The 23,499-nt window shown below is 69.3% G+C and carries 25 protein-coding genes and 1 pseudogene; 16 read left to right on the forward strand and 10 right to left on the reverse strand.

The genetic code is table 11. From position 1 onward, the window contains the following. Nucleotides 1-47: 47 nt before the first annotated feature. The 4 genes from G6N56_RS20940 to G6N56_RS20955 all read left to right on the forward strand — a co-directional run bounded on the left by G6N56_RS20940 (nt 48) and on the right by G6N56_RS20955 (nt 2,838). Complete coding sequence (locus G6N56_RS20940; protein ID WP_085258697.1) at nt 48-305, forward strand: cell division/environmental response transcriptional regulator; 258 nt, start codon at nt 48-50, stop codon at nt 303-305. Nucleotides 306-463: 158 nt separating this feature from the next. Continuing rightward, nucleotides 464-565 carry a 30S ribosomal protein bS22 gene (locus G6N56_RS20945; RefSeq protein ID WP_003402602.1) on the forward strand — a complete coding sequence of 34 codons (102 nt, stop codon included), beginning with the start codon at nt 464-466 and terminating at the stop codon, nt 563-565. A gap of 69 nt (nt 566-634) precedes the next feature. Beyond that, a complete protein-coding gene (locus tag G6N56_RS20950; protein ID WP_085258696.1) occupies nt 635-1,765 on the forward strand; it encodes an SDR family oxidoreductase in 1,131 nt (376 codons plus the stop codon). Then, complete coding sequence (locus tag G6N56_RS20955; protein ID WP_142280871.1) at nt 1,747-2,838, forward strand: lysophospholipid acyltransferase family protein; 1,092 nt, start codon at nt 1,747-1,749, stop codon at nt 2,836-2,838. Before G6N56_RS20950 ends, G6N56_RS20955 begins: the two co-directional genes overlap by 19 nt. Nucleotides 2,839-3,003: 165 nt before the next feature. On the opposite strand, the gene cmaA2 is transcribed toward G6N56_RS20955, so the two are convergent. The 7 genes from cmaA2 to G6N56_RS20990 form a co-directional block, all read right to left on the reverse strand. Continuing rightward, nucleotides 3,004-3,912: a cyclopropane mycolic acid synthase CmaA2 gene (gene cmaA2 / locus G6N56_RS20960; protein WP_085258695.1), complete on the reverse strand. Its 909-nt coding sequence runs from the start codon at nt 3,910-3,912 to the stop codon at nt 3,004-3,006. Between the two features lie 10 nt (nt 3,913-3,922). After that, nucleotides 3,923-4,435 carry an FAS1-like dehydratase domain-containing protein gene (locus G6N56_RS20965; RefSeq protein WP_085258694.1) on the reverse strand — a complete coding sequence of 171 codons (513 nt, stop codon included), beginning with the start codon at nt 4,433-4,435 and terminating at the stop codon, nt 3,923-3,925. Nucleotides 4,436-4,478: 43 nt separating this feature from the next. Continuing rightward, nucleotides 4,479-5,384, reverse strand: a complete 906-nt coding sequence (locus G6N56_RS20970) for an HAD family hydrolase (RefSeq protein WP_085258693.1) — start codon at nt 5,382-5,384, stop codon at nt 4,479-4,481. Between the two features lie 94 nt (nt 5,385-5,478). Then, on the reverse strand, nt 5,479-6,069 hold the full coding sequence (locus G6N56_RS20975; protein ID WP_085258692.1) for a hypothetical protein: 591 nt from the start codon (nt 6,067-6,069) through the stop codon (nt 5,479-5,481). 88 nt (nt 6,070-6,157) lie between these two features. Next, the gene (locus G6N56_RS20980; RefSeq protein ID WP_158090775.1) at nt 6,158-6,298 is read right to left on the reverse strand and encodes a hypothetical protein; all 141 of its coding nucleotides are present in this window, start codon (nt 6,296-6,298) and stop codon (nt 6,158-6,160) included. 55 nt (nt 6,299-6,353) lie between these two features. Beyond that, complete coding sequence (locus tag G6N56_RS20985) at nt 6,354-6,644, reverse strand: WXG100 family type VII secretion target (RefSeq protein WP_085258691.1); 291 nt, start codon at nt 6,642-6,644, stop codon at nt 6,354-6,356. Beyond that, nucleotides 6,637-6,948 (reverse strand): WXG100 family type VII secretion target, encoded by a 312-nt coding sequence (locus G6N56_RS20990; protein ID WP_085258690.1) that lies wholly within the window; start codon nt 6,946-6,948, stop codon nt 6,637-6,639. The genes G6N56_RS20985 and G6N56_RS20990 overlap by 8 nt, the downstream gene beginning before the upstream one ends. A gap of 42 nt (nt 6,949-6,990) precedes the next feature. Here G6N56_RS20990 and G6N56_RS20995 point away from each other — a divergent pair. From G6N56_RS20995 to G6N56_RS21025, 7 genes and pseudogenes are all read left to right on the forward strand, one after another. Then, nucleotides 6,991-7,312 (forward strand): annotated as a pseudogene (locus G6N56_RS20995) (glutaredoxin family protein); the annotation flags it as partial. A gap of 54 nt (nt 7,313-7,366) precedes the next feature. Next, nucleotides 7,367-8,755, forward strand: a complete 1,389-nt coding sequence (locus tag G6N56_RS21000; RefSeq protein WP_085258688.1) for a glutamyl-tRNA reductase — start codon at nt 7,367-7,369, stop codon at nt 8,753-8,755. Between the two features lie 13 nt (nt 8,756-8,768). Beyond that, the gene (gene hemC, locus G6N56_RS21005; RefSeq protein ID WP_085258798.1) at nt 8,769-9,719 is read left to right on the forward strand and encodes a hydroxymethylbilane synthase; all 951 of its coding nucleotides are present in this window, start codon (nt 8,769-8,771) and stop codon (nt 9,717-9,719) included. A gap of 19 nt (nt 9,720-9,738) precedes the next feature. Then, nucleotides 9,739-11,424, forward strand: a complete 1,686-nt coding sequence (locus G6N56_RS21010) for a bifunctional uroporphyrinogen-III C-methyltransferase/uroporphyrinogen-III synthase (RefSeq protein ID WP_085258687.1) — start codon at nt 9,739-9,741, stop codon at nt 11,422-11,424. 109 nt (nt 11,425-11,533) lie between these two features. Next, nucleotides 11,534-12,523 carry a porphobilinogen synthase gene (gene hemB / locus G6N56_RS21015; RefSeq protein ID WP_085258686.1) on the forward strand — a complete coding sequence of 330 codons (990 nt, stop codon included), beginning with the start codon at nt 11,534-11,536 and terminating at the stop codon, nt 12,521-12,523. A 56-nt stretch (nt 12,524-12,579) separates the two neighbouring features. After that, nucleotides 12,580-13,098: a transport-regulating membrane protein Mce1N gene (locus G6N56_RS21020; protein WP_085258796.1), complete on the forward strand. Its 519-nt coding sequence runs from the start codon at nt 12,580-12,582 to the stop codon at nt 13,096-13,098. After that, on the forward strand, nt 13,095-13,355 hold the full coding sequence (locus G6N56_RS21025) for a hypothetical protein (protein WP_085258685.1): 261 nt from the start codon (nt 13,095-13,097) through the stop codon (nt 13,353-13,355). The genes G6N56_RS21020 and G6N56_RS21025 overlap by 4 nt, the downstream gene beginning before the upstream one ends. Here the strand turns inward: G6N56_RS21025 and G6N56_RS21030 are convergent. Next, nucleotides 13,339-13,743 carry an STAS domain-containing protein gene (locus G6N56_RS21030; protein WP_085258797.1) on the reverse strand — a complete coding sequence of 135 codons (405 nt, stop codon included), beginning with the start codon at nt 13,741-13,743 and terminating at the stop codon, nt 13,339-13,341. The genes G6N56_RS21025 and G6N56_RS21030 overlap by 17 nt on opposite strands. A 289-nt stretch (nt 13,744-14,032) precedes the next feature. Between G6N56_RS21030 and G6N56_RS21035 the strand changes: the two genes are divergently transcribed. Both G6N56_RS21035 and G6N56_RS21040 read left to right on the forward strand, forming a co-directional pair. Next, entirely contained in the window at nt 14,033-15,271 is a 1,239-nt protein-coding gene (locus tag G6N56_RS21035) for an acyltransferase family protein (RefSeq protein WP_085258684.1), read from the forward strand. 90 nt (nt 15,272-15,361) lie between these two features. Beyond that, a complete protein-coding gene (locus G6N56_RS21040; protein WP_085258683.1) occupies nt 15,362-16,057 on the forward strand; it encodes an Rv0518 family GDSL lipase in 696 nt (231 codons plus the stop codon). A 229-nt stretch (nt 16,058-16,286) separates the two neighbouring features. Here the strand turns inward: G6N56_RS21040 and G6N56_RS21045 are convergent, their stop codons facing one another. Continuing rightward, on the reverse strand, nt 16,287-18,449 hold the full coding sequence (locus G6N56_RS21045) for an acyltransferase family protein (RefSeq protein ID WP_085258682.1): 2,163 nt from the start codon (nt 18,447-18,449) through the stop codon (nt 16,287-16,289). Between the two features lie 7 nt (nt 18,450-18,456). After that, a complete protein-coding gene (locus G6N56_RS21050) occupies nt 18,457-19,314 on the reverse strand; it encodes an alpha/beta hydrolase (protein WP_180150585.1) in 858 nt (285 codons plus the stop codon). A 195-nt stretch (nt 19,315-19,509) separates the two neighbouring features. Here G6N56_RS21050 and G6N56_RS21055 point away from each other — a divergent pair, with 195 nt between their 5' ends. The 3 genes from G6N56_RS21055 (at nt 19,510) to G6N56_RS21065 (ending at nt 23,493) form a co-directional block, all read left to right on the forward strand. Then, nucleotides 19,510-20,655, forward strand: coding sequence for an LLM class flavin-dependent oxidoreductase (locus G6N56_RS21055; protein ID WP_085258681.1), 1,146 nt, complete (start codon nt 19,510-19,512; stop codon nt 20,653-20,655). A 17-nt stretch (nt 20,656-20,672) separates the two neighbouring features. After that, entirely contained in the window at nt 20,673-22,007 is a 1,335-nt protein-coding gene (locus tag G6N56_RS21060) for an MFS transporter (RefSeq protein WP_085258680.1), read from the forward strand. 76 nt (nt 22,008-22,083) lie between these two features. Beyond that, nucleotides 22,084-23,493 (forward strand): amino acid permease, encoded by a 1,410-nt coding sequence (locus tag G6N56_RS21065; protein WP_085258794.1) that lies wholly within the window; start codon nt 22,084-22,086, stop codon nt 23,491-23,493. The last annotated feature ends 6 nt before the right edge of the window (nt 23,494-23,499 follow it).

Raw genomic sequence — 23,499 nt, forward strand, 5'->3', positions numbered from 1 at the left:
GAGGGGAAGCCGCTGGGGTTGCGTGTGCCTGACACGATTGGGTTGCGATGACGTCTACGAACGGGCCATCAGCGCGAGATTCTGCAGGTAAGGCACGGGATACCGGCGCCGGAGATGGCCAGCAGGCCCGGACGCAATTTCTCACCGTCGCCGAGGTGGCGGCCCTGATGAGAGTGTCCAAGATGACGGTGTACCGCCTGGTGCACAACGGCGAGCTGCCCGCGGTCCGGGTCGGGCGGTCCTTCCGGGTGCATGCCAAGGCCGTTCACGACATGCTGGAGACCTCGTACTTCGACGCGGGCTGATCGCAGCCCGGCCGGTGCCGGCGCTATGACCCGGTGGCCGACCGGGCGCCATTTGGTGTTCGGTGCGGCCGCCCGGGTAAAGTGGCGGGGTCCTTTCCATAGTCCTTTTCAGGTCCTGCCAAGCAGTCACTGGTCAGATAGCGGAGTCAGCGGAGTCAATGGGTTCAGTCATCAAGAAGCGGCGCAAGCGTATGTCGAAGAAGAAGCACCGCAAGCTGCTGCGCCGCACCAGGGTGCAGCGCAGAAAACTCGGCAAGTAAGCCCCCGCCCGTACCGACCTTGACGCTGCCGTAAAAACCGCTGCCGCGGTTCGCCATTAGGCTGTTTGGATGGATTCGTCGAGCGGGGAAGGCCCCGGCGCCGGGGGTGGCTCGGCGAGCGACGCCGTGCATTACCCCAAGGTCGTCCTGGTTACCGGTGCGTGCCGGTTCCTGGGTGGCTACCTGACCGCTCGGCTGGCGCAGAACCCCTTGATCAAAACGGTGATCGCGGTGGATGCGATCGCCCCCAGCAAGGACATGCTGCGCCGGATGGGTCGCGCCGAGTTCGTGCGCGCCGACATTCGAAATCCCTTCATCGCCAAGGTGATTCGCAACGGCGAGGTGGACACGGTGGTGCATGCCGCGGCGGCGTCGTACGCGCCGCGGTCCGGCGGCACCGCCGCGCTGAAGGAAATCAACGTGATGGGCGCGATGCAACTCTTCGCGGCCTGCCAGAAGGCGCCGTCGGTGCGCCGCGTCGTGCTCAAGTCGACGTCCGAGGTCTACGGATCGAGCCCGCGCGACCCGGTGGTGTTCACCGAGGACAGCTCCAGCCGAAAACCGTTCCGCGGCGGCTTCGCCAAGGACAGCCTCGACATCGAGGGCTACGCGCGTGGCCTCGGCCGCCGCCGCCCCGACATCGCGGTGACAATTCTCCGGCTGGCCAACATGATCGGGCCCGCGATGGACACCACGCTGTCGCGATATCTCGCAGGACCGTTGGTGCCCACGATGTTCGGCCGCGACGCCCGACTACAGCTGCTGCACGAACAGGATGCACTCGGCGCGCTGGAGCGTGCGGCGATGGCGGGCAAGGCCGGGACGTTCAACATCGGCGCCGACGGAATCATCATGCTGTCCCAGGCGATCCGGCGCGCCGGCCGGATCCCGTTGCCCGTGCCCGGTTTCGGCGTCTGGGCGCTCGATTCGCTGAGGCGGGCCAACCGGTACAACGAGATCAGCCGCGATCAGTTCGATTACTTGAGTTACGGCCGCGTCATGGACACCAGCCGGATGCGCGCGGAGCTCGGCTATCAGCCGAAATGGACGACGGCGGAGGCGTTCGACGACTACGTGCGTGGTCGCGGCCTCACTCCCATTATCGACCCTGATCGGGTACGCTCCTGGGAAGATCGCGCCATAGCCCTGGCACAGCGTTGGGGTAGCCGAAATCCAATTCCATGGGGTGGGGTCAGGTAGATATCGTGGCGGCCGAGAACAAAGCCAATGTCATTCCACTGCATACGAATCGGGGTCGGGTAGCGGCGCGTCGCAGAGCCGATCAGCGGGCCGATTTGTCCCGTCAACACCCCTCGTTGCTGACTGATCCGCGGGAGCGGGCGTCGGCCGACCAGATCGCCGCCGTCGTCCGCGAGATCGATGAGCACCGCCGCGCCGCGGGTGCGGCCGGGACCGCCGAGGCGCCGCTCAACGAACTCGCTCAGCGCGTCGCCGCGGTGGCGGGATTCTTGCGCCAGCGGCTCACGGGTGATTACACGGTCGACCAGTTCGGCTTCGACCCGCACTTCAACAGCGCGATCGTCCGCCCGTTATTGCGGTTCTTCTTCCGGTCCTGGTTCCGGGTCGAGGTGAGCGGCATCGAGAACCTGCCCAGCGACGGCGCCGCGTTGCTGGTGGCCAACCACGCCGGCGTCCTGCCGTTCGACGGGCTGATGCTGTCGGTGGCGGTGCACGACGAGCACCCGGCGCATCGGGACCTGCGGCTGCTGGCCGCCGACATGGTGTTCGACCTGCCCGTGGTCGGGGAGGCGGCCCGGAAGGCCGGCCACACCATGGCCTGCACGACGGACGCGCACCGGCTGCTCGCCGCCGGCGAGCTCACCGCGGTGTTCCCGGAGGGCTACAAGGGGCTGGGCAAGCGTTTCGAGGACCGTTATCGGTTGCAGCGGTTCGGCAGGGGCGGCTTCGTGACGGCGGCCCTGCGCACCAAGGCGCCGATCATCCCGTGCTCGATCGTCGGCTCGGAAGAGATCTACCCGATGCTGACCGACGTGAAGCTGCTGGCGAGGCTGTTCGGCCTGCCCTACTTCCCGGTCACGCCGCTGTTCCCGCTGGCCGGGCCCGCCGGCTTGGTGCCGTTGCCGTCGAAGTGGCGCATCGCGTTCGGGGAGCCGATCCACACGAACGACTACGCCGCGTCCGACGCCGAGGACCCGATGGTGACATTCGAGCTGACCGATCAGGTGCGCGAGACCATCCAGCAGACGCTGTACCGGTTGCTCGCGGGCCGGCGCAACATCTTTTTCGGCTGAATCTGTTCGTATCCTCTTTCGTTTCCGGCCGCGCCGCCGCGAGCGTAACGCCACGGCGGTTTTCGGCGGACATTTTCGCCGTGGCGTTACGCTCGCGAAACGGCACCCGCGAAACGGCAAACGCCCCGGCGCCCGTTGTGGGCGCCGGGGCGTTTTTCGGCCGAGCTACTTGACCAGCGTGAACTGGCAGACGCCCGTGTACCTGTCGCGGAACAGGTCCGAGCAGCCACGCAGGTAGTGCATGTAGATGTCGTAGGTCTCCTGGCCCTTCAGCTCGATCGCCTTCTCCTTGTTCGCCTCGAGCGCGTCCGCCCAGGCGTTCAGGGTCGGCACATAGTTGTGGCCGATCTTGTGGTAGCGCTCGACCTTCCAGCCGGCCTGCGAGGAGTAGTGATCGACCTGCGAGATCCGGGGCAGTCGGCCGCCCGGGAAGATCTCCGTGAGGATGAACTTGATGAACCGCAGCAGGCTCATCGGCGAGGTCAGGCCCCACTCCTTGGCCTCTTCGGGCTCGGGGATGGTGATGGTGTGCAGCAGCATCCGGCCGTCTTCGGGCGTCAGGTCGTAGAACTTCTTGAAGAAGGTCGCGTACCGCTCGAACCCGGCGTCGCCCGCGCCGTCGGCGAAGTGCTCGAACGCGCCGAGGGACACGATCCGGTCGATCGGCTCGTCGAACTCCTCCCAGCCCTGGATTCGCACCTCTTTGCGGCGCGGGCTGTCGATCTCCTTGAACTTCTCCACGTCGTGGGCGTACTGGTTCTCGCTCAGCGTCAGGCCGATCACGTTGACGTCGTACTCCTGCACGGCGTGCCGCATGGTGGCGCCCCAGCCGCAGCCGATGTCGAGCAGCGTCATGCCCGGCTCGAGGTTCAGCTTGTCCAGCGCGAGCTTCCGCTTCGCGTACTGCGCCTCTTCCAGCGTCATGTTGGGACGCTCTTCGAAGTAAGCGCAGCTGTACGTCATCGACGGGTCGAGCCAGAGTTTGAAGAACTCGTTGGACTTGTCGTAGTGGGATCGGACTGCTTCAACCGGCGGCTTGAGCTGGGTGCCACCCGTTTCACCCTGTGACGTCATTAACCTGACCCTACTTTCCAGCTGATATCGATGCAATTGCGGCGACGGTGTCTTCGGTGCTCGCCTCTTGATGCGCGGCTTCCCCCAGCATCGTGACGACACCCGTGACAACCGGCTTGCCCTCGGCGTCGGTGATCTCGCTGCGGATCTCAGCGAGGACAGTGCCGTGTGACTCGATCACGGAGTCTAAATAGGTGTCGAAGAAGAGCCTATCGTGGGCCAGGATCGGCCGGTGGAATTTCAACTTCTGGTCGCGGTGGAAGACCCGGGCGATGTTGATCGGGATCTTGAACTTGGTGAAGATTTCCAGCTGCACGCGCCGGCCCGCGATCGCCGCAAAGGTCAGCGGCGCCACCAGGGCCGGGTAGCCGAGTTCGGCGGCATCGGCCTCGTTGTAGTGGGCCGGATGATCGCTGAGGACCGCGGCCGCGAACTCGCGGATCTTCTCACGCCCTACCTCGAAATAGTCCGATCCTCGGTAGTTACTGCCGATGAGTCCTTGCGCTTCTTCCGGGACTGTCATGCCGCTTTGCTCTCCGCTCGATTACGTCTAGCGGCGGAGCTTATCAGCGCGATTGGCGCCGGGATGCCAGTGCAGCCAGCGCGCCGCCCGCCGCGCCGAGGGCCAGCGCCGACGGCACCCCGATCCTGGCGGCCTTGCGGGCGGTGCGGAAGTCGCGGATCGCCCAGCCGCGCTCGCGGGCCAGCGCGCGCAGCCGGGCGTCGGGGTTGATCGCCACCGCCGTGCCGACCAGCGACAGCATGGGCACGTCGTTATAGCTGTCGGAGTAGGCCGTGCAGCGCTTGAGGTTCAAGCCCTCCCGGATCGCCAGCGACCGCACGGCGTGGGCCTTGCCGGTGCCGTGCAGGATGTCGCCGACCAGCCGGCCGGTGAACACGCCGTCGACGGATTCGGCGACGGTGCCCAACGCGCCGGTCAGGCCCAGCCGTCGCGCGATCGTCGCCGCGAGCTCGTAGGGGGTGGCGGTGATCAGCCAGACCTGCTGGCCGGCGTCGAGGTGCATCTGGGTGAGCGCCCGGGTGCCGGTCCAGATCTTGTCGGCGATGATCTCGTCGTAGATCTCCTCGCCCAGGCTGACCAGCTCGTCGACCGACCGCCCCTCGATGAAGGCGAGCGCCTTGCGCCGGCCGGCCGCGACGTCGTCGCTGTTCTCCTTGCCGAGCAGCTGGAATTTGGCCTGGGCATAGAGGAAGCCGAGGACGTCGCGGTAGGTGAAGTAGTTGCGGGCCGCCAGGCCGCGACCGAAATGCACCGCCGACGAGCCCTGCACCAGGGTGTTGTCCACGTCGAAGAACGCGGCGGCGGTCAGGTCGACGGGGGGCTGGGGGCGGTCCGTTGCATCCGCGCGCTTGAGGTCCTCGAGCGCGCGCGCGGCGCTGGCGTCGGCGGCCAGCGACTCCAGGTCGACGCGGGTGGTGTCGTCCACGCCGTCCGGGTCAGAGGAAGCCATCGTCCAACCTCCTAGATCGCTGTCCTGCCCGTGGGTGACCGGTATCCAACCCTATCGGGCAGATCCGGTGGGGGCGTTGACGCCTCGGCCAAGATCACCCCGCCAGGCGCGCCGGCCAGCGGCGCCGTGGGGAAGCCGTCATCCGTACGGCCCCCCGTCGCCCGGTGGCTTTACCCCGACGCGCCGATCGTGGCCAACGGTGGATGTCGAGCGATTGCCGGGAAGTCGAGGCTACCGTGGTCCGGTCAGGGCCACGGAATTGATTCACTTCTCGCGAACTAACGGCGGCACAAGTCGGCGGTGCGTCAGAAGATAGTTCGTTGCTACTACCAAAGCTGTGCGGAGCACATTCGTCGTTGGCCAGCAGTCTGCGGGGGATTCGTAGTCGGCAAGGTTCGCATCGAATCAGCGATTTTTCGGATCGTACTCCGATCGCGTCGAGCATTATCCGGACCGAACTGATGTCCCAGACCCCCTCGACGAATTCGCCGGCCTCCGACCACGCGCCTTTGGCGTAATACCCGACCTGATTGATGACGCGTCCGGCGTCGGTGCGGTGCAGGAACTGATCCCACTCTCGGCCGGCGTAGCGGCCCATGTCGGTGGCGATCGTGACGGCCTCGGTGAGGGTGGCCGCGATCTCGGCTCTCAGCGCCTCGACCTCGGCAGCGAAATTGTCGACCACGGTGCGGATGTCGTCGGCGATCTTCTTGATCTCGTGTTCGTCATCGTCGGTCAGGAACTCCCAGACCTCTTTGATGCCGGTGAGCCGATCACAGATGCGCGCCAGCAGGTCCGGGATCGCGGCCGTGCACCTTGTCGACCTTGGTGGCGTAGCTGTTCAGCTGGGCCGCGATCTTCTGGCACTGCTGCACGAGGCGGGTGGTGGATCGTCGCCGGCCATCCCGGTGCACCCCGGCAGCGGCACCGTCGAAGGGCCGCGGGGTCGACTGCCCGCGGCGCCATGGCCTACGACCACATGGACAGGTTCTGCGCCATCGCACCGGTGTAGTTGCGGTGGGCGGTCTCGCCCGCGGCCCGCAACCTGGCCAGCGCCTCGCGCATCATCGCTTCGCCGCGCGCCCAGTGCTGATGGGCCTCGGCGTGCGCCGCCGCGGCTTCCCCCGTCCAGGCGCCGTGCAAACGCTGTACCCGAGAATCAATTTCGGCGAGAACCTCTTCCGCGTGACGCTGAAACGCCGCCATCCGCTTTACCGCGTCGGCCAGCGCTTCGGGGTCGACGTGAAACGGATCAGCCACGGTAGACGCCCCGCATCTCGTGTGCGGCCGTCGCCTCGCTCTGGTCGAAGAGGTCGCCGGCCTCACCCACCAGCCGCGCCAACGTCGCGAGGCCGGCCTGTACCTCGCGGGCCCCCTGATGCCACAGTCCCCACGCGGACCCGTAGGCGGCGCCCGACGCCCCGCGCCAGCCGCCCAGCATCCGGCCCACCTGATCGTCGAGCTGCGCCAGCCGGGCCAGGACGTGTTCGGCCGCACCGCCGGCGGCGCCGACGAAACCGCGCATCACCTCGGGATCGACGTGCAGCGCCTGATCACCACCCATAGCGGCACGCTAAGGAATCCCGCCCGGTGCCACAATTCACCCATGAGCCGACCCCACGTTGAGCTGCTGACCCGCGACGGGTGCACCATCTGCGATCGCGTGCACGCCCGGCTGGCCGAATTGGCCGCCGAGCTCGGGTTCGACCTGTCGACCACGGACGTCGACGCCGCCGCGACGGCGGGGAACCCCGCGCTGCGGGCCGAGTTCGGCGACCGGCTGCCGGTGATCCTGCTCGACGGGCGCGAGCACAGCTACTGGGAGATCGACGAGCCGAGGCTGCGCGCGGATCTCGCAGAGGTCTGGGCCCGCGACCGGGAGTGACGTCGGTCAATTATTTGGTAGCCCACCTCATAAACGTTTACCGTGGACAGCAGTTAATTACTGGAGCAAGCAAGGGAGCTGGCCAGGTGATGCTGCCGTGAGCATCCTGCTCTTCGGGGTTTCGCACCGCAGTGCGCCGGTCTCCGTCCTGGAACAACTGAGCATCGACGAGTCCGATCAGGGCAAGATCGTCGACCGGATGCTGCAGTCGCCGCTGGTGACCGAGGCCATGGTGCTGTCGACGTGCAACCGGGTCGAGGTCTATGCGGTGGTGGACGCGTTCCACGGCGGGCTGGCGGCTATCGGCCAGGTGCTCTCCGAGCACTCCGGCATGTCGATGGGGGACCTGACCAAGCACGCGTACGTCCGCTACAGCGAGGCCGCCGTCGAGCACCTGTTCACGGTCGCCAGCGGTCTCGATTCGGCGGTCGTCGGCGAGCAACAGGTGCTGGGCCAGGTCCGGCGCGCCTATGGCGCGGCCGAGTCCAACCGCACCGTGGGCCGGGTGCTGCACGAGCTGGCGCAGCGGGCCCTCTCGGTGGGCAAGCGGGTGCACTCTGAAACCGCCATCGACGCCGCCGGCGCCTCGGTGGTGTCGGTCGCCCTGGGCCTGGCCGAACGCCGGCTGGGCGGACTGCAGGGCAGGACCGCCGCGGTGATCGGCGCCGGCGCCATGGGCGCGCTGTCGGCGGCGCACCTGACCCGGGCCGGCATCACCCGCGTCCAGGTGCTCAACCGGTCGCTGCCCCGGGCGCAGCGGCTGGCCCGCAAGATCCGCGAAGCGGGTGTGCGGGCCGACGCGCTCGCACTGGACCGGCTGACCGACGCGTTGGCGGACGCCGACGTGGCGGTCAGCTGCACCGGAGCGGTGAGCCCGGTGGTCTCGCTGGCCGACGTGCATCACGCCCTGGCCGCCGCACGGCGGGACGAGGCGACCCACCCGCTGGTGCTCTGCGACCTGGGCATGCCACGCGACGTCGATCCCGCGGTGGCCGGGCTGCCCGGCGTCTGGGTCGTCGATGTGGACCGCGTCCAACACGAGCCGTCCGCGCACGCCGCGGCCGCCGACGTCGATGCCGCCCGGCTCATCGTGGCGGCCGAGGTGGCCAACTACCTCGCCGGCCAGCGGATGGCCGAGGTCACCCCGACCGTGACGGCGTTGCGCCAGCGCGCCGCCGATGTGGTCGAGGCGGAGCTGCTGCGGCTGGACAACCGGCTGCCCGGGCTTGCCAGCGCCGAGCGCGAGGAGGTCGCCCGCACCGTGCGACGGGTGGTGGACAAGCTGCTGCACGCGCCGACGGTGCGAATCAAGCAGCTCGCCAGCGCCCCCGGCGGCGACAGTTACGCCGAGGCGCTGCGCGAGCTCTTCGAGCTCGACCAGACCGCCATCGACTCCGTGGCCGCCGTCGCGGCGGGCGAATTGCCCATCGTGCCAAGTGGATTCGACACGGGCGTGGTCGGCGGCCCGCAGGCTTCGGGCGAGTAGCCGATTGGCGAACGTGATCCGGATAGGCACCCGGGGCAGTCTGTTGGCCACCACCCAGGCCGGCACGGTACGGGATGCCCTCATCGCCCGGGGCCACCCCGCGGAACTGGTGACGATCTCCACCGCGGGCGATCAGTCGTCGGCGCCCATCCAGACCCTGGGCGTCGGCGCCTTCACCACGGCGCTGCGCGAGGCCATCGAGGACGGCCGCGTCGACGCCGCGGTCCACTCGCACAAGGATTTGCCGACCGCCGACGACCCGAGGTTCACCATCGCGGCGATACCCCCGCGCAACGACCCCCGCGATGCGGTGGTGGCCCGCGACGGACTGGTGCTCGGGGAGTTGCCGACCGGGTCGCTGGTGGGCACCTCATCCCCGCGACGGGCCGCGCAGCTTAGAGCACTGGGTCTCGGTTTGGAAATTCGCCCCCTACGAGGCAACCTAGATACCAGGTTGAACAGGGTGAGCAGTGGTGATCTTGACGCGATCGTGGTGGCCCGCGCCGGCTTGGCGCGGCTGGGCCGCCTCGGCGACGTCACGGAGACGCTAGAGCCGGTGCAGATGTTGCCAGCACCTGCTCAGGGCGCCCTCGCCGTCGAATGCCGCGCCGGCGACGAGCTGGCGGCGGTGCTGGCGGAGCTGGACGACGCCGACGCGCGCGCGGCGGTCACCGCGGAGCGAGCCCTGCTGGCCGAACTGGAGGCGGGCTGCTCCGCACCGGTGGGCGCGATCGCCGAAGTGGTCGAGTCCATCGATGAGGACGGCCGCGTCTTCGAAGAGCTGTCGCTGCGCGGTTGCGTGGCGGCGCTGGACGGGTCCGATGTGATCCGCGCGTCCGGCATCGGCACTCCCGGTCGGGCTCGAGAGCTTGGGCTCTCGGTGGCCGCGGAGTTGTTCGAGCTCGGCGCCCGGGAGCTCATGCGGACAGCGCGGCAAGAAGAACCCGCGCGAGAAACTGATTGAGAACGACTTGGGAGCGACAATGACGACGCGAGGGCGTAAGCCGAGACCGGGCCGCATCACCTACGTGGGTTCCGGTCCTGGCGACCCGGGATTGCTGACGACGCGGGCCGCCACGGTACTGGCCAATGCCGCCCTGGTCTTCACCGACCCCGACGTGCCCGAACCGGTGCTCGCGATGATCGGCAGGGACCTGCCGCCGGTGTCCGGCCCGGCTCCGGCCAACCCGGCCGTGACGCACGGCGACGGGAGTGCCGACCCCGAAGCCGCCTCGCCGGCGGTGATCACCGGCGGCCCCGACATCCGACCCGCGCTGGGTGAGCCCGCCGAGGTCGCCAAGACACTGACCGCGGAGGCCCGCGCCGGCGCGGACGTGGTGCGGCTGGTAGCCGGCGACCCACTGACGGTGGACTCGGTGATCACCGAGGTGAACGCCGTCGCGCGCACCCACCTGCACCTCGAGATCGTGCCGGGCCTGGCGGCCACCGACGCCGTCCCCACCTATGCGGGGCTGCCGCTGGGCTCCTCGCACACGGTCGCCGACGTGCGCGACCCTCAGGTGGATTGGGACGCTTTGGCCGCGGCTCCCGGCCCGCTGATCCTGCAGGCCACGGCATCGCACCTGGCCGACGCGGCGCGGACCCTGATCGAGCACGAGCTGGCCGAGACCACCCCATGCGTGGTGACCGCCCAGGGCACCACCTGTCAGCAGCGGTCCATCGAGACCACCCTGCAGGGCCTGGCCGACCCGGCGGTGGTCAGCGGCGTGCTGCACGACCCCGGGGCGGGGCTGTCCGCCGGGGACCCGCAGAACGGCCCGCTGGTGGTCACCATCGGCAAGACCGTAGCCAACCGGGCGAAGCTGAACTGGTGGGAGAGCCGCGCGCTCTACGGCTGGACCGTGCTGGTGCCGCGTACCAAGGACCAGGCCGGCGAGATGAGCGAGCGTCTGACCTCCTACGGCGCCCTGCCCATCGAGGTGCCCACCATTGCCGTGGAGCCGCCGCGCAGCCCCGCGCAGATGGAGCGGGCGGTCAAGGGCCTGGTCGACGGACGTTTCCAGTGGGTGGTCTTCACATCCACGAACGCGGTGCGCGCGGTGTGGGAGAAGTTCGGCGAATTCGGCCTGGACGCCCGCGCGTTCTCCGGCGTGAAGATCGCCTGCGTCGGCGAGCAGACGGCCGACCGGGTGCGCGCCTTCGGGATCAGCCCCGAGCTGGTGCCGGCCGGGGAGCAGTCCTCGCTGGGCCTGCTCGACGACTTCCCGCCCTACGACAGCATTTTCGATCCGGTCAACCGCGTCCTGCTGCCGCGCGCCGACATCGCCACCGAGACGCTGGCCGAGGGCCTGCGCGAGCGTGGCTGGGAGATCGAGGACGTCACCGCGTACCGGACCGTGCGCGCCGCGCCGCCGCCGGCGGCCACCCGCGAGATGATCAAGACCGGCGGCTTCGACGCCGTGTGCTTCACGTCCAGCTCCACCGTGCGGAACCTGGTCGGCATCGCGGGCAAGCCGCATGCGCGGACGATCATCGCCTGCATCGGCCCCAAGACCGCCGAGACCGCCGCCGAATTCGGGTTGCGGGTGGACGTCCAGCCGGAGACCGCCGCGGTCGGTCCGCTGGTCGACGCCCTGGCCGAGCACGCCGCGCGGTTGCGGGCCGAGGGCGCGCTGCCGCCGCCGCGTAAGAAGAGCCGCAGGCGCTAGTGGCCTTCACCTGGCCGGCGAGCGTGCGTGTCGGTACACCGACACGCCGTCGGGGCCGGCATTGCGCGCACGTTCGCGGGCGGGGAAACGAGCAGTGGATCGCCGCGCGATGAACGTGGGCGGTTACCCTCGGCAGCGCCCGCGCAGGCTCCGTTCCACTCCCGCGCTACGGCGGCTGGTGGCTCAGACGTCTTTGGAGCCAAGGCATTTGGTGCTGCCGATGTTCGTTGCCGACGGCATCGACGAACCGCGGCCGATCGGCTCGATGCCGGGGGTGGTGCAGCACACCCGGGACTCGTTGCGCGCGGCCGCGGCCGACGCCGTCGCCGCCGGGGTGGGCGGGCTGATGCTGTTCGGCGTCCCTCGCGACGAGGACAAGGACCCGACCGGCTCGCCGGGCACCGACCCGGACGGCATCCTCAACGTCGCCCTGCGGGACCTCGCGAAGGATCTCGGCGACGCCACCGTGTTGATGGCCGACACGTGCCTGGACGAATTCACCGACCACGGGCACTGCGGCGTGCTCGACGATCGGGGCCGCGTCGACAACGACGCGACCCTGGCGCGGTACGTCAAATTGGCTGTGGCGCAAGCAGAATCGGGCGCTCGCGTGGTCGGGCCGAGCGGGATGATGGACGGGCAGGTGGGCGCCATCCGCGACGGGCTCGACGCCGCGGGCTTCGCCGATGTGGCGATCCTGGCCTACGCCGCCAAGTTCGCGTCGGCGTTCTACGGGCCGTTCCGCGAGGCGGTGAGCTCGAGCCTGTCCGGAGACCGGCGCACCTATCAGCAGGAGCCGGGCAACGCCCGCGAGGCGCTCCGCGAGATCGAGCTCGACCTCGGGGAGGGCGCGGACATCCTGATGGTCAAGCCCGCGCTGGGATACCTCGACGTGGTCGCGGCCGCGGCCGGCCTCTCGTCCGTCCCGGTGGCCGCGTACCAGGTCTCGGGGGAGTACGCGATGATTTGCGCCGCCGCCGCCAACAAGTGGATCGACGAGCGCGCGGCCGCGCTGGAGTCGTTGACCAGCATCCGGCGTGCCGGAGCCGATATCGTGCTGACCTACTGGGCCGCGCACGCGGCGGATTGGCTGTCGTGAGGTAGGGCTCTGGATTGGGATCACAGACATCAGCGCGGCAGACCACGCCGAAGCCGCTGTTCTACGAGCCCGGCGCCAGCTGGTACTGGGTGCTGCTGGGCCCGGTCTCCGCGGTGTCCATGGTTCTGATCGAGGTGTGGAGCGGCGCGGGGGTCGGCCTGTTGGTGCCCGCCGTCTTCCTGGTGATGGTGTCGGCGTTCGTGGCGCTGCAGGTCAAGGCGGCCCGAATCCACGTCTCGGTCGAGCTGACCGAGGACGCTTTGCGCGAGGGCACCGAGACGATCCTGGTCCGCGAGATCGTCCGGGTCTACCCGGAGGCCGAAAACCACGAGGCATCCGGTAAGGAACTGGCGAAGTGGCAGTCGGCGCGGGCGCTGGGCGAATTGGTCGGGGTGCCGCGCGGCCGGATCGGCATCGGCCTGCGGCTCACCGGGGGCCGCACGGCGCAGGCGTGGGCGCGCCGTCATCGTCAACTCCGGGCGGCGCTGACCCCGTTGGTGCAGGAGCGGGTGGAGCCGGCGGACGTTTCGGACGCCGATCACGCCGCCGACGACAACGACGGGCCTGCACTGTGATCGGGCGATACCGGGCGCTGGTGGAACTCGGCCTGGCGTGTGCGGCGCTCGTTGGCGCCTTGGTGAGCTGGGTCAATGCCAGGCACATGGTAGGGGTGGCGCCCATCGCGGATGGGCAGCCCTCCACCACGGCGTTGGTCTACGATCCCCAGGCGCTGTTGTTGACGATGCTGCTGCTGATCGCGGCTGGGGTACTCGGCGTGCTCGGCGCGGCCAGGTTGCGCCGAGCACGGGACGGCACTACGCCGACTTCTTGATGAGTGGCAATACCAGCTGACGGCGGTTGTCGATGGCGTCGGCGAGGTCGCGCAGCGCCTCGTGCACGGAGTGGTTGGCCGGGAAGACGTCGCCAACCATGGCGCTGACGGCCTCGCTCGGGACCAGCGTCCACTCCACACCGGCGGCGTTGCAGCCGTCGTCGAACATCGACAGCAGCGGGACGCCGGCCAGGGTGAATTCGGTGACACCACTCATGTCCAGCACCACGGGGCTGTTTCCGAGGATGAAGCGCCGGAGGTACTCGCCCACCCGCTCGACGTTGTCGGAGTCGATCTCGCCCCAGATGCTCACCACGGTCGCCAGGTGACGGCAGTGTGCCCGGATGCGGGCGCCGCCGCAGTCGAAGGTGGTGATGGCGATGGTCATGAGCATCCTCCCGCGCAGCGGCTCCAGGTCAACGACACCCACGCTAAGCGGCAAACATAAGGGGACCGCTAGCCCGCTCTAACTCTTTGGTAAGAGGCTATTTCGGCGCCGCGGGGCGGCCGTCAGGCAAAGGTCCAAGCGAGTACCCACCGCAACACCGGCTAAACCCCTCACCGCGTTGGCGCCTCCGCGCTGTTAGGCTGCCGGTTGCTGGTCGGGGGGCCGCAGTGGCGAGATCGCCCGGTCAGCCGGACTATCGAGACAGCAGCGTCCACACGAAAAGAGCATTGTGCGCACCGCAGAGATCAGGGGAGAGATCAAAGCCCTGACCGGACTGCGCATCGTGGCCGCGCTCTGGGTGGTGCTGTTCCACTTCCGTCCCATGCTCGCCGATGCCTCGCCCGACGTTCGCGACGCGCTCGCTCCGGTGCTCAATTGCGGCGCGCAGGGCGTCGACCTGTTCTTCATCCTCAGCGGCTTCGTGCTGACGTGGAATTACCTCGACCGGATGGGCCGGTCCTGGTCGACGCGCGCCACCCTGCACTTCCTGTGGCTGCGCCTGGCCAGGGTGTGGCCGGTATACCTGGTGACCTTGCACCTGGCCGCGTTGTGGGTGATCTTCACGCTGCACGTCGGCCATGTGCCCTCGCCGGACGCCGACCAGCTCACCGCGATCAGCTACGTGCGGCAGATCCTCCTGGTGCAGCTGTGGTTTCAGCCGTTCTTCGACGACTCCAGTTGGGACGGCCCGGCCTGGTCGATCAGCGCGGAATGGCTGGCGTACCTGCTCTTCGGCGCGCTCGTCCTGGTGATCCTGCGGATGAAGCAGGCGACCAGGGCGCGCAGCCTGATGTTGCTGGCGTTCGCGGCCTCCCTGCCGCCCGTGGTGATGTTGCTCGCCAGCGGCCACTTCTACACGCCGTGGAGCTGGCTGCCGCGGATCGTCACGCAATTCATCGCCGGCGCGCTGGCGTGCGCCGCGGTGCGCAGGCTGCGGCTGACCGACCGCGGTCGCCGCGCCGCAGGGTACGTCGCCCTGCTCGTCCTGATCGCCATGGTCGGCATCCTCTATTGGTTCGACGCGCATCCGATCAGCGGCGTGGTGGAGAACGACAGCGGCGGGGTGGTCGACGTGCTGTTCGTCCCGCTGGTCCTCACGCTGGCGATCGGCGTGGGCGGGTTGCCGGGGGTGTTGTCGACGAGGCCGATGGTCTACGGCGGAAAGATCTCGTTCTGCCTGTACATGGTTCACGAGCTCGTGCATACCGCTTGGGGATGGGCCGTCGAAGAATTCGACCTCAAGCCGCAGGACAATCCCTGGAAGTGGAATGTCTTGGTACTGTTGGTAATTGCGGTGATGGCCGCGATCCTGCTCTACTATTTGGTGGAAGAGCCCGGCCGCCGCTGGATGCGCAGGATGGTCGACGTGCGGGGCGTGACGCCGAGAATCGACGCCGGCGAGGCGGGTACCCCCAAACTCCATCCGATCGACGGTGCGCTGGAACCGGTTTCGGCGCGCGCCGGATAACGGCTGACGCGCGATTCGACGCATTTCCTTCCGTACTATTTCGGTTGTTCGATTGCGGCATACGAGGATGCCGTTCGGGGGAGGTACGCAGTGAGCCGTCTGATCACGTTTTTCGTCAGTCTCGCGTTTCTCGTCGGGCTGGCGTGTGACGACGTTGCCTACTCGGCGCCGCCGCGGCCCTACGAGACCCTGACGCTGGATTCCCGGCTGACCCATGTCGCGGTTGTCGGCGACTCGTACACCACCGGCACCGACGAGGGCGGCATGGGCCCGAGGTCCTGGACCGCGCTGGCGTGGCGGACGCTCGGCTCGCAGGGTGTCCGGATCGCGCCCGACGTCGCAGCCGAGGGCAGGGCCGGCTACGGCGTCCGGGGGGACCACGGCAGCATCTTCCAGGACCTCACCGCGCGGGCGGTCAAGCCCGAGGACGCGCTGGTGGTCTTCTTCGGCTCCCGCAACGATCAAGGTTTCGATCTCGGTCAGCTGGCCGAAAGGGCGCGCGACACCTTCGATCTGGCCCGCCGGCTCGCGCCGTCCGCCAAGTTCCTGGTGATCGGACCGCCGTGGCCGACGGCCGACGTTCCCGGCGACGTGCTGCAGATCCGCGACGTGCTCAACGGCGCCGCCCACGCCGCGGGGGCGGCGTTCGTGGACCCGATCGGAGACCGGTGGTTCGTCGACAGGCCCGGTCTGATCGGCCCGGACGGTGTGCACCCCAATGATGCGGGGCACCAATACCTGGCGGGCATGATCGCACCGCTGATCCGAATGCAATTGTTCGCGTGACTGCGCCGAGGCGCCGGCGGTGAGGCCAGACGTCGGCGCGGCCGACGTTCAGTCCTCCGCGTGCCGCTCGTAATCCCAGCGCTCCAGGCGGGCCTGCAGCTGCATCAGGCCCATGCCCGCGACGGGCGCGGCGAGCGCGATGCAGACCAGCATCAGCGGAGTCATTTCATAACCTCCAAAAGCCTTCTTCAGTATGACGTTCGCTCGCCCAGAATTGGTTCATTTCGGCCTAGTTGTCCGCCGTGGCGCGTTCGGCCAGCGCACCCACGACGGGTGCCAGGAGCCGCGCGTACTCCCGCGTGATGTGGTTGTCGTCGCGGAACACCAGCGTGTCGCCCACGATCACCGGGCAGCGGTCGGGGGCGCAGAACAGGTCGGTCAGATCGGCGTAATACCCCCCGGCACCGACGGTGGCGCGCTGTTCGTCGGCGATCCCCCGGGCGTCGATCGCCTCCGCGCGCGGCGGCGCGCAGGCGCTCGCGTCGTCCAGGTGACCCGACAGGCACGCCGGCACGGGGGAGCCCGGGTCCGCGACTGGCCCCAGCACGAGCACCCTTGCACCCGTGCGCCGCAACTGGGCGATGGTGCGGCCGAGGGTGTCCAGCCACGCCGGGTCGTAGGACGTGAAGCCGAAGTCGGCGCCGTAGCGCCGGCTCATGCTCACCACGACGAGCCGCGGGTGCTCGGCCTGCAGGCGGCCCATGATCTGACCGCGCCACTGTTCGCACTCGACATATTCGCGGCCCAGGTAGGGGCTGGTGATGCGCAGCTCCTGCAGCGGGCAGGTCACCTTGGCCATCGTCTCGAGCCGCCAGTGGCGCTGCTCGGCGAGCTCTTCGAACGCCGGCTGCCACATCGCGACGTGCGAGTCGCCGACCAGCGCCACGGTCGTCGGGGATGCGGTGTCACCCGACGCGCACTCGGCCTGGCCGACGTCGCGCCACGAGCGCACACAGCCATTGACGAAGACGGCCGGCTTGTCGGACGGTGCCGCGGCGAGCGGCGGGTCCAGGTTGGACGGGACGGCCGCCTGCTTCACGGCCGCGACCACCGCGTCGCGCGCCTGCGCGAACGCCTGGCGGACCGCCGCGTCCGGCGGCCCGACGGCGGGGAGGCTTGGCGGCGGCAGCGCGACGATGTTGGCCCTGGGGGCGGCGGATCCATGGCCCACCGGCACCGGGATGACGTTGAGCAGCAGCACGCAGGCGCAGCCCGCGATCGCGGTGGCGCCGGCGGCCATCGCCAGGCTGGCCCGCGCCGACCGGCGTAGGGCGGCGGCGAACCGGCCCGGGTTTTCCACCAGGTGCAGCGTGATCACGGCCAGACCGGCCGAGACCAGAATGGCGGCCAGCCGGCCCGCCAGGCCGGCCGGCAGTCCCAGCAGCGGCGGCAGGAGCAGCAGCACCGGCCAGTGCCACAGGTACCACGAGTACGACACCCGGCCGATCCCCCGCAGCCCGGGCCGGCACAGCAGCCGGCCGACGCCGAGACCCCTGGTCGCGCAACCGCCGCCGATCACCAGCGCGGTGCCCAGCACGGGCAGCAGCGCCGAGGTGCCAGGGTAGGGCGTCTTCGGGCCGAATTGGGTGCAGGTCAGCAGGATCAGGCTCAGCCCGCCCCAGCCGGCGACCGCTGCGGGCAGCAGAGGGAGCCGGCGCCATTGGGGGATCGACAGCGCCACCAGGCCGCCCGCGGCCAGTTCCCAGGCCCGGGTGGGCAGCGAGAAGAACGCCCACGACGGCGACAGGCGGGTGCACAACACGGCGGCCCCCAGCGACGCCGCGCCGGCGAACGCCAGGACCACCGCGTACGGCGCCATTCGCGCCGCCGCGCCGCCCGGCCACACTCGCCTGAGCAGCCAGGCCGTGCCGACGAGCAACACCGGCCACACCAGGTAGAACTGCTCTTCGACACCCAGCGACCAGTAGTGCTGGAACGGCGAGGGGGCGTCGGATCCCAGGTAGTCCGCGCTCCGCGCGGCAAACCGGTAGTTGCCCACGTAGAGCGCGCTGGCGATGCCGTCGACGAAGACGCTTCGCGCCTGCAACGGTGGCAGGGCGACGGCCGCCGCGACCGCGGTGACGACGCCCACGGTGGCGGCCGCGGGCAGCAACCGGCGCGCCCTTGCACCGTAAAAGCGGCCCAGCGCAACGGTATTGGTGGCGCTGATCTCGCGCCAAAGCAGCCCGGTGATGAGGAAGCCGGAGATCACGAAGAATACGTCGACGCCGATGTAGCCGCCCGTGATGCCCGGCACGCCGGCGTGGTAGAACACGACCGCGAGCACTGCTACGGCGCGCAGGCCTTCGATGTCGGGCCGAAATCCCTTGCGGGAGAGCCGCGGCCCCGCCTGAGGCGGGTTGCCGGTGAGTGGTTGCGGCCGGGTGGTCATCTGCTCGCTAGGTCGCCATCCAGGCCAGCTCGGCCGGCAGTTGCATCCGCCAGTACGCGATGTCGTGGCCGCCCAGCGAAAAGCTGCCCGCCGGCTGAGTTTTCAGCTGGCTGACGAATTGTCTTGTGGCGAAGTAGAAGCGGTCGAAGGTGCCGCAGTCCACGCGCAGCGGAATCGAATTCAGCGCCGGCACACCCAGCACGCTGTTCTGCACCCAGTCGTCGTAGCTGTCGAACGCGCCCGGGGTGCTTCCGGTGAACGAGGTGAACAGCGCGGGGCTGATGGCGCAGATTCCGGCGGTGCGCGCCGGACCGAGCCGGGCGCCCAGGTGCAGCGCGCCGTACCCGCCCATCGACCATCCCATGAAACCCACCCGCGAGGTGTCGAAACCCATCGTGGTCAGCATCGGCAGCAGCTCGTCGAGCACCATCGCGCCGGAGTCGACGCCGGAAGCGCGCTTGTGCCAGTAGGTGTTTCCGCCGTCGACGCCAACCACCGCGAATGGCGGCTTGCCCTCCTTGACCAGCCGGGCCAGTCCGTCGGGGACGCCCATGTCCAGCATCTGGTTGGCGTCACCGTCGACGCCGTGCAGCGCGATCACCGGGCGCAGGGCCGTGGTCTGGCCGGGCGGCATGGCGATCACGTAGTTGGTCTTGATGCCGCCCCGGGCAGCCGAGACGAACGAGCCGGTGAGCTTGTTCGGCAAGGAGGCGCCCGCGGTCGGCGGCTCGAACGGCGCCGGCGCCGCCTGCGGCTTGATCGGATCGAGCAGGGCGCTCAGGGCGAACACGCCAGCGGCCCCCAGGCCGGCGCCGGCTCCCATGCGCAGCACCGCCCGGCGTGTCAGGTCAGGCATGATCGCAATCTTGCCGCCCTGACCGGCCATTGCCGCCCGAGCCACGCCGTATTGGAAGCATTGTGTGATCTCGCGTGACCCGCCGGTCACCGACGGGTGATGTCGCGCGGAATAGGGGATCGAATCTGCGCGGTTTCAACCCTCGTGCGCGCGCCCGGGTTCACCGAGGATGGAACTTTCGTGTCGACTGCGGAGGGGTAGTTAATGAGTCTGGCATTTCACTGGTTTCTGCCGACCTACGGCGATTCGCGGAACCTGGTCGCCGGCGGACACGGCACGCCGATGTCCGGTGACCGGCCCGCGACCCTGCGGTATCTGCACCAGATCTGCGCGGCAGCCGAGGACAACGGCTTCGAGGCGGTGCTGACGCCGACGGGGCTGTGGTGCGAGGACGCCTGGTTGACGACGGCCATGCTGATCGAGCGCACCGAGACGCTGAAGTTCCTGGTGGCATTCCGTCCCGGCCTGCTCAGCCCGACGCTGGCCGCCCAGATGGCCGGCACCTTCCAGCGCCACTCGGAAGGCCGGCTGCTGCTCAACGTGGTCACGGGTGGGGAGCCGCACGAGCAACAGGCCTACGGCGACTTCCTGGACAAGGAGGCGCGCTACGCCCGCACCGCCGAGTTTCTGCACGTCGTGCGGCAACTGTGGACGTCCGGGGAGCCCGTCACCTTCGCCGGCGACCACATTCAGGTGGAGGGCGCGCAGCTGAACAACCCGCCGGACCCGGTGCCCGCGGTGTTCTTCGGCGGGTCGTCGGCCCCCGCCGGCCCGGTCGCGGCCCAGTACTCCGACGTCTACCTCACGTGGGGCGAACCGCGCCCGGCGGTCGCGAAGAAGCTGGACTGGATCAGGGGACTCGCCGCGGACGCCGGTCGGATCCTGCAGTACGGCCTGCGGATCCACGTCATCAGCCGGGACACCGCCGCGGAGGCGTGGGCCGAGGCCGACCGGCTCCTGGCCGCCGTCGATCCGGCCGCCGTCGAGCGGGTGCAGGCCAGCCTCGCCCGCAGCGAGTCCGAGGGCCAGCGCCGCATGCTCGACCTGCACGGCGGCGACAGCAGCCGGCTCCTGGTCGGTCCGAACCTGTGGGCCGGGGTCGGCCTGGTGCGCGGCGGCGCGGGCACCGCGCTGGTCGGGTCGCACGCCGAGGTCGCCGAAAGGCTGATCGAGTACTCACGCCTGGGCATCAGCCACTTCATCCTGTCGGGGTATCCCCATCTGGAGGAGGCGTACTGGTTCGGCGAGGGTGTGCTGCCGCTGCTCGAGCGCGAGGGCCTGTGGAAACACCCCAACCGTCAATCGCACCCGGCGCCGGCGACCCCGTTCGCGGTCGCCTCGGCACACTGACCGGCCACGGACCAGCTATGGCCACCACGTTGCCCGGCGCCGGCGTCGCCGCGCCCGAAGGGCACGGCGATCCCGAGACCCGCCATCGGCTGCGCGTCGTCGTCGCGGCCAGCTTGCTCGGCACCACCGTCGAGTGGTACGACTTCTTCCTGTACGCCACCGCGGCGGGCCTGGTGTTCAACAAGGTCTTCTTCCCCGGTGAGAGCTCGCTGGTCGGAACGCTTCTCGCGTTCGCGACGTTCGCCGTCGGGTTCGTCATGCGGCCGGTCGGCGGGCTGGTGTTCGGGCACATCGGGGACCGGATCGGGCGTAAGCGCAGCCTGGCCCTGACCATGCTGATTATGGGGGTGGCCACGGCCCTGATCGGCGTGCTGCCGACGGCCGCGCAGATCGGTGTCTGGGCGCCGGTGCTGTTGCTGACGCTGCGCATCCTGCAGGGATTCGCGTTGGGCGGCGAGTGGGGCGGCGCGGTGCTGCTCGCCGTCGAACACAGCCCCGCGGGCCGGCGCGGCCGGTTCGGGGCGATCCCGCAGATCGGTTTGGCGCTCGGATTGGCTTTGGGCACAGGCATCTTCGCCTTCCTCCAGATCGCGCTGGGGCAGGCCCGGTTCCTCGCCTACGGCTGGCGCATCGGGTTCCTGCTGAGCCTGGTGCTGGTCGTGATCGGCGTCGTGGTGCGGCTGCGGGTCGAGGAAACCCCGGCCTTCCGCGAACTGGCGGACCTCGAGGCCACCTCCACCGTGCCCATCCGCGAGATCATCCGCGAACCCCGCTCGCGGCGGAACACGGTGCTGGGCTTGCTGTCCAGATGGGCCGAGGGGTCGGCGTTCAACACCTGGGGCGTGTTCGCCATCAGCTACGCCACGGGTGCGCTGGGATTCAACAAGGTGTCCGTGCTGGTCGTGGTGACCATCGCCGCGTCGCTCATGGCGGTGCTGCTGCCGGTGTCGGGCGCCCTGACCGATCGCTTCGGCCCGCGCCGGGTGTACCTGGCGGGGGTGGCGTGCTACGGCGTGTTGGCCTTCCCCGCGTTCGCGTTGTTCGGCACCCGCAACCTGGTGGTGTTCGGGTTGGCGATGGTCGTCGTGTTCGGGATCGTGCACGCGCTGTTCTACGGCGCACAGGGGACGCTGTATTCGGCGTTGTTTCCGACGGCCACCCGCTACACGGGGCTGTCGTTCGTCTACCAGTTCTCGGGCATCTATGCCTCCGGGGTCACGCCGATGATCCTGACCGCGTTGATCGCGGCGGTCGGCGGGGCGCCGTGGCTGGCGTGCGCGTATCTGGTCGCGACGGCCGTCATCAGCGTGGTCGCCACGGCGCTGATCCGCGAGCGGGACCTGCACCTGTAGGGGTGCACGCGGGGCTACCGTGTGCTCACGCGGCGCCGAAACCGCCGCAAGCTGCTAGCGTCCGCGCATGCGGCGCATGCGACGGCGGGTGAACTACCGGCCCGGCCCGACCGGCTCCGGGGCGGGGGAGCGTGGCAAATCGCAACTGCGGCAAGGGTTGTCGCAGCGCCAGCTCAGCATGATCGCGATCGGCGGCGTGATCGGCGCCGGGCTGTTCGTCGGGTCCGGCGTGGTGATCAAGGACACCGGCCCGGCGGCGTTCCTGACGTACGCGCTGTGCGGCCTGCTGATAGTCCTGGTGATGCGGATGCTCGGGGAAATGGCCGCCGCCAACCCGTCGACCGGGTCTTTCGCCGACTATGCGGCCCAGGCCCTGGGCGGCTGGGCCGGTTTCTCCGTCGCCTGGCTGTACTGGTACTTCTGGGTGATCGTGATCGGCTTCGAGGCGATCGCGGGCGGCAAGGTCCTCAACTACTGGTTCCACGCGCCGCTGTGGCTGCTGTCGCTGTGCCTGATGGTGCTCATGACCGCCACCAACCTGTTCTCCGTGACATCGTTCGGCGAATTCGAATTCTGGTTCGCCGGAATCAAAGTCGCGACGATCGTCGCCTTCCTCGCGATCGGCGCGGTTTGCGCCCTGGGGCTGCTGCCGGGCCGGCACGCGGACTTCTCCAACCTCACCGCGCACGGCGGGTTCTTCCCGAACGGCGTCGGGGCGGTGTTCGCGGCCATCGTCGTGGTGATCTTCTCCATGGTGGGCGCCGAGATCGTCACCGTCGCCGCTGCCGAGAGCCGCGATCCCGAGCTCGCGGTTACCCGGGCGACGAGGTCGGTGGTCGCGCGCGTCGGGATCTTCTTCGTCGGCTCGGTCTTCCTGCTGGTCGTCATCCTGCCGTGGAACTCCGTCGAGCTCGGCGCCTCGCCGTACGCGGCAGCGCTCAAGCACCTCGGACTGCCCGGCGCGGATCAGGTGATGAACGCGGTGGTGCTCACCGCGGTCCTGTCCTGCCTGAACTCCGGCCTCTACACGGCGTCGCGCATGCTCTTCGTGCTCGCCGACCGGGGTGAGGCGCCGGCCGGGCTCGTCACGCTGAGCCGGCGCGGGGTGCCGTCCTTCGCGATCCTGGCGTCGTCCGCGGTCGGTTTCGGTTGCGTGATCATGGCGTGGCTGTCGCCAGGCACGGTGTTTCTGTTCCTGCTCAACTCGTCGGGCGCGGTCATCTTGTTCGTGTACTGGCTGGTCGGGCTGTCGCAGATCGTCCTGCGGCGCCGCACGCCCGAGGAGCGGCTTCGGGTCAAGATGTGGTTCTTCCCGACGCTGTCCGCGCTCACCCTGGCCGGGATCACCGCAGTGCTGGTCCAGATGGCGTTCGACCGCTCGGTCCGCAGCCAGCTGTGGCTGAGCCTGTTGTCGTGGGCGGTGGTCATCGGGCTGTACTTTGCCGCGCGGGCCCGCCGGCGAGGCGGTGTCGAGCGCGAGGCGTAGGAGCCC

The sequence above is a fragment of the Mycobacterium saskatchewanense genome (assembly GCF_010729105.1).
Taxonomy (GTDB): Bacteria; Actinomycetota; Actinomycetes; order Mycobacteriales; family Mycobacteriaceae; genus Mycobacterium; species Mycobacterium saskatchewanense.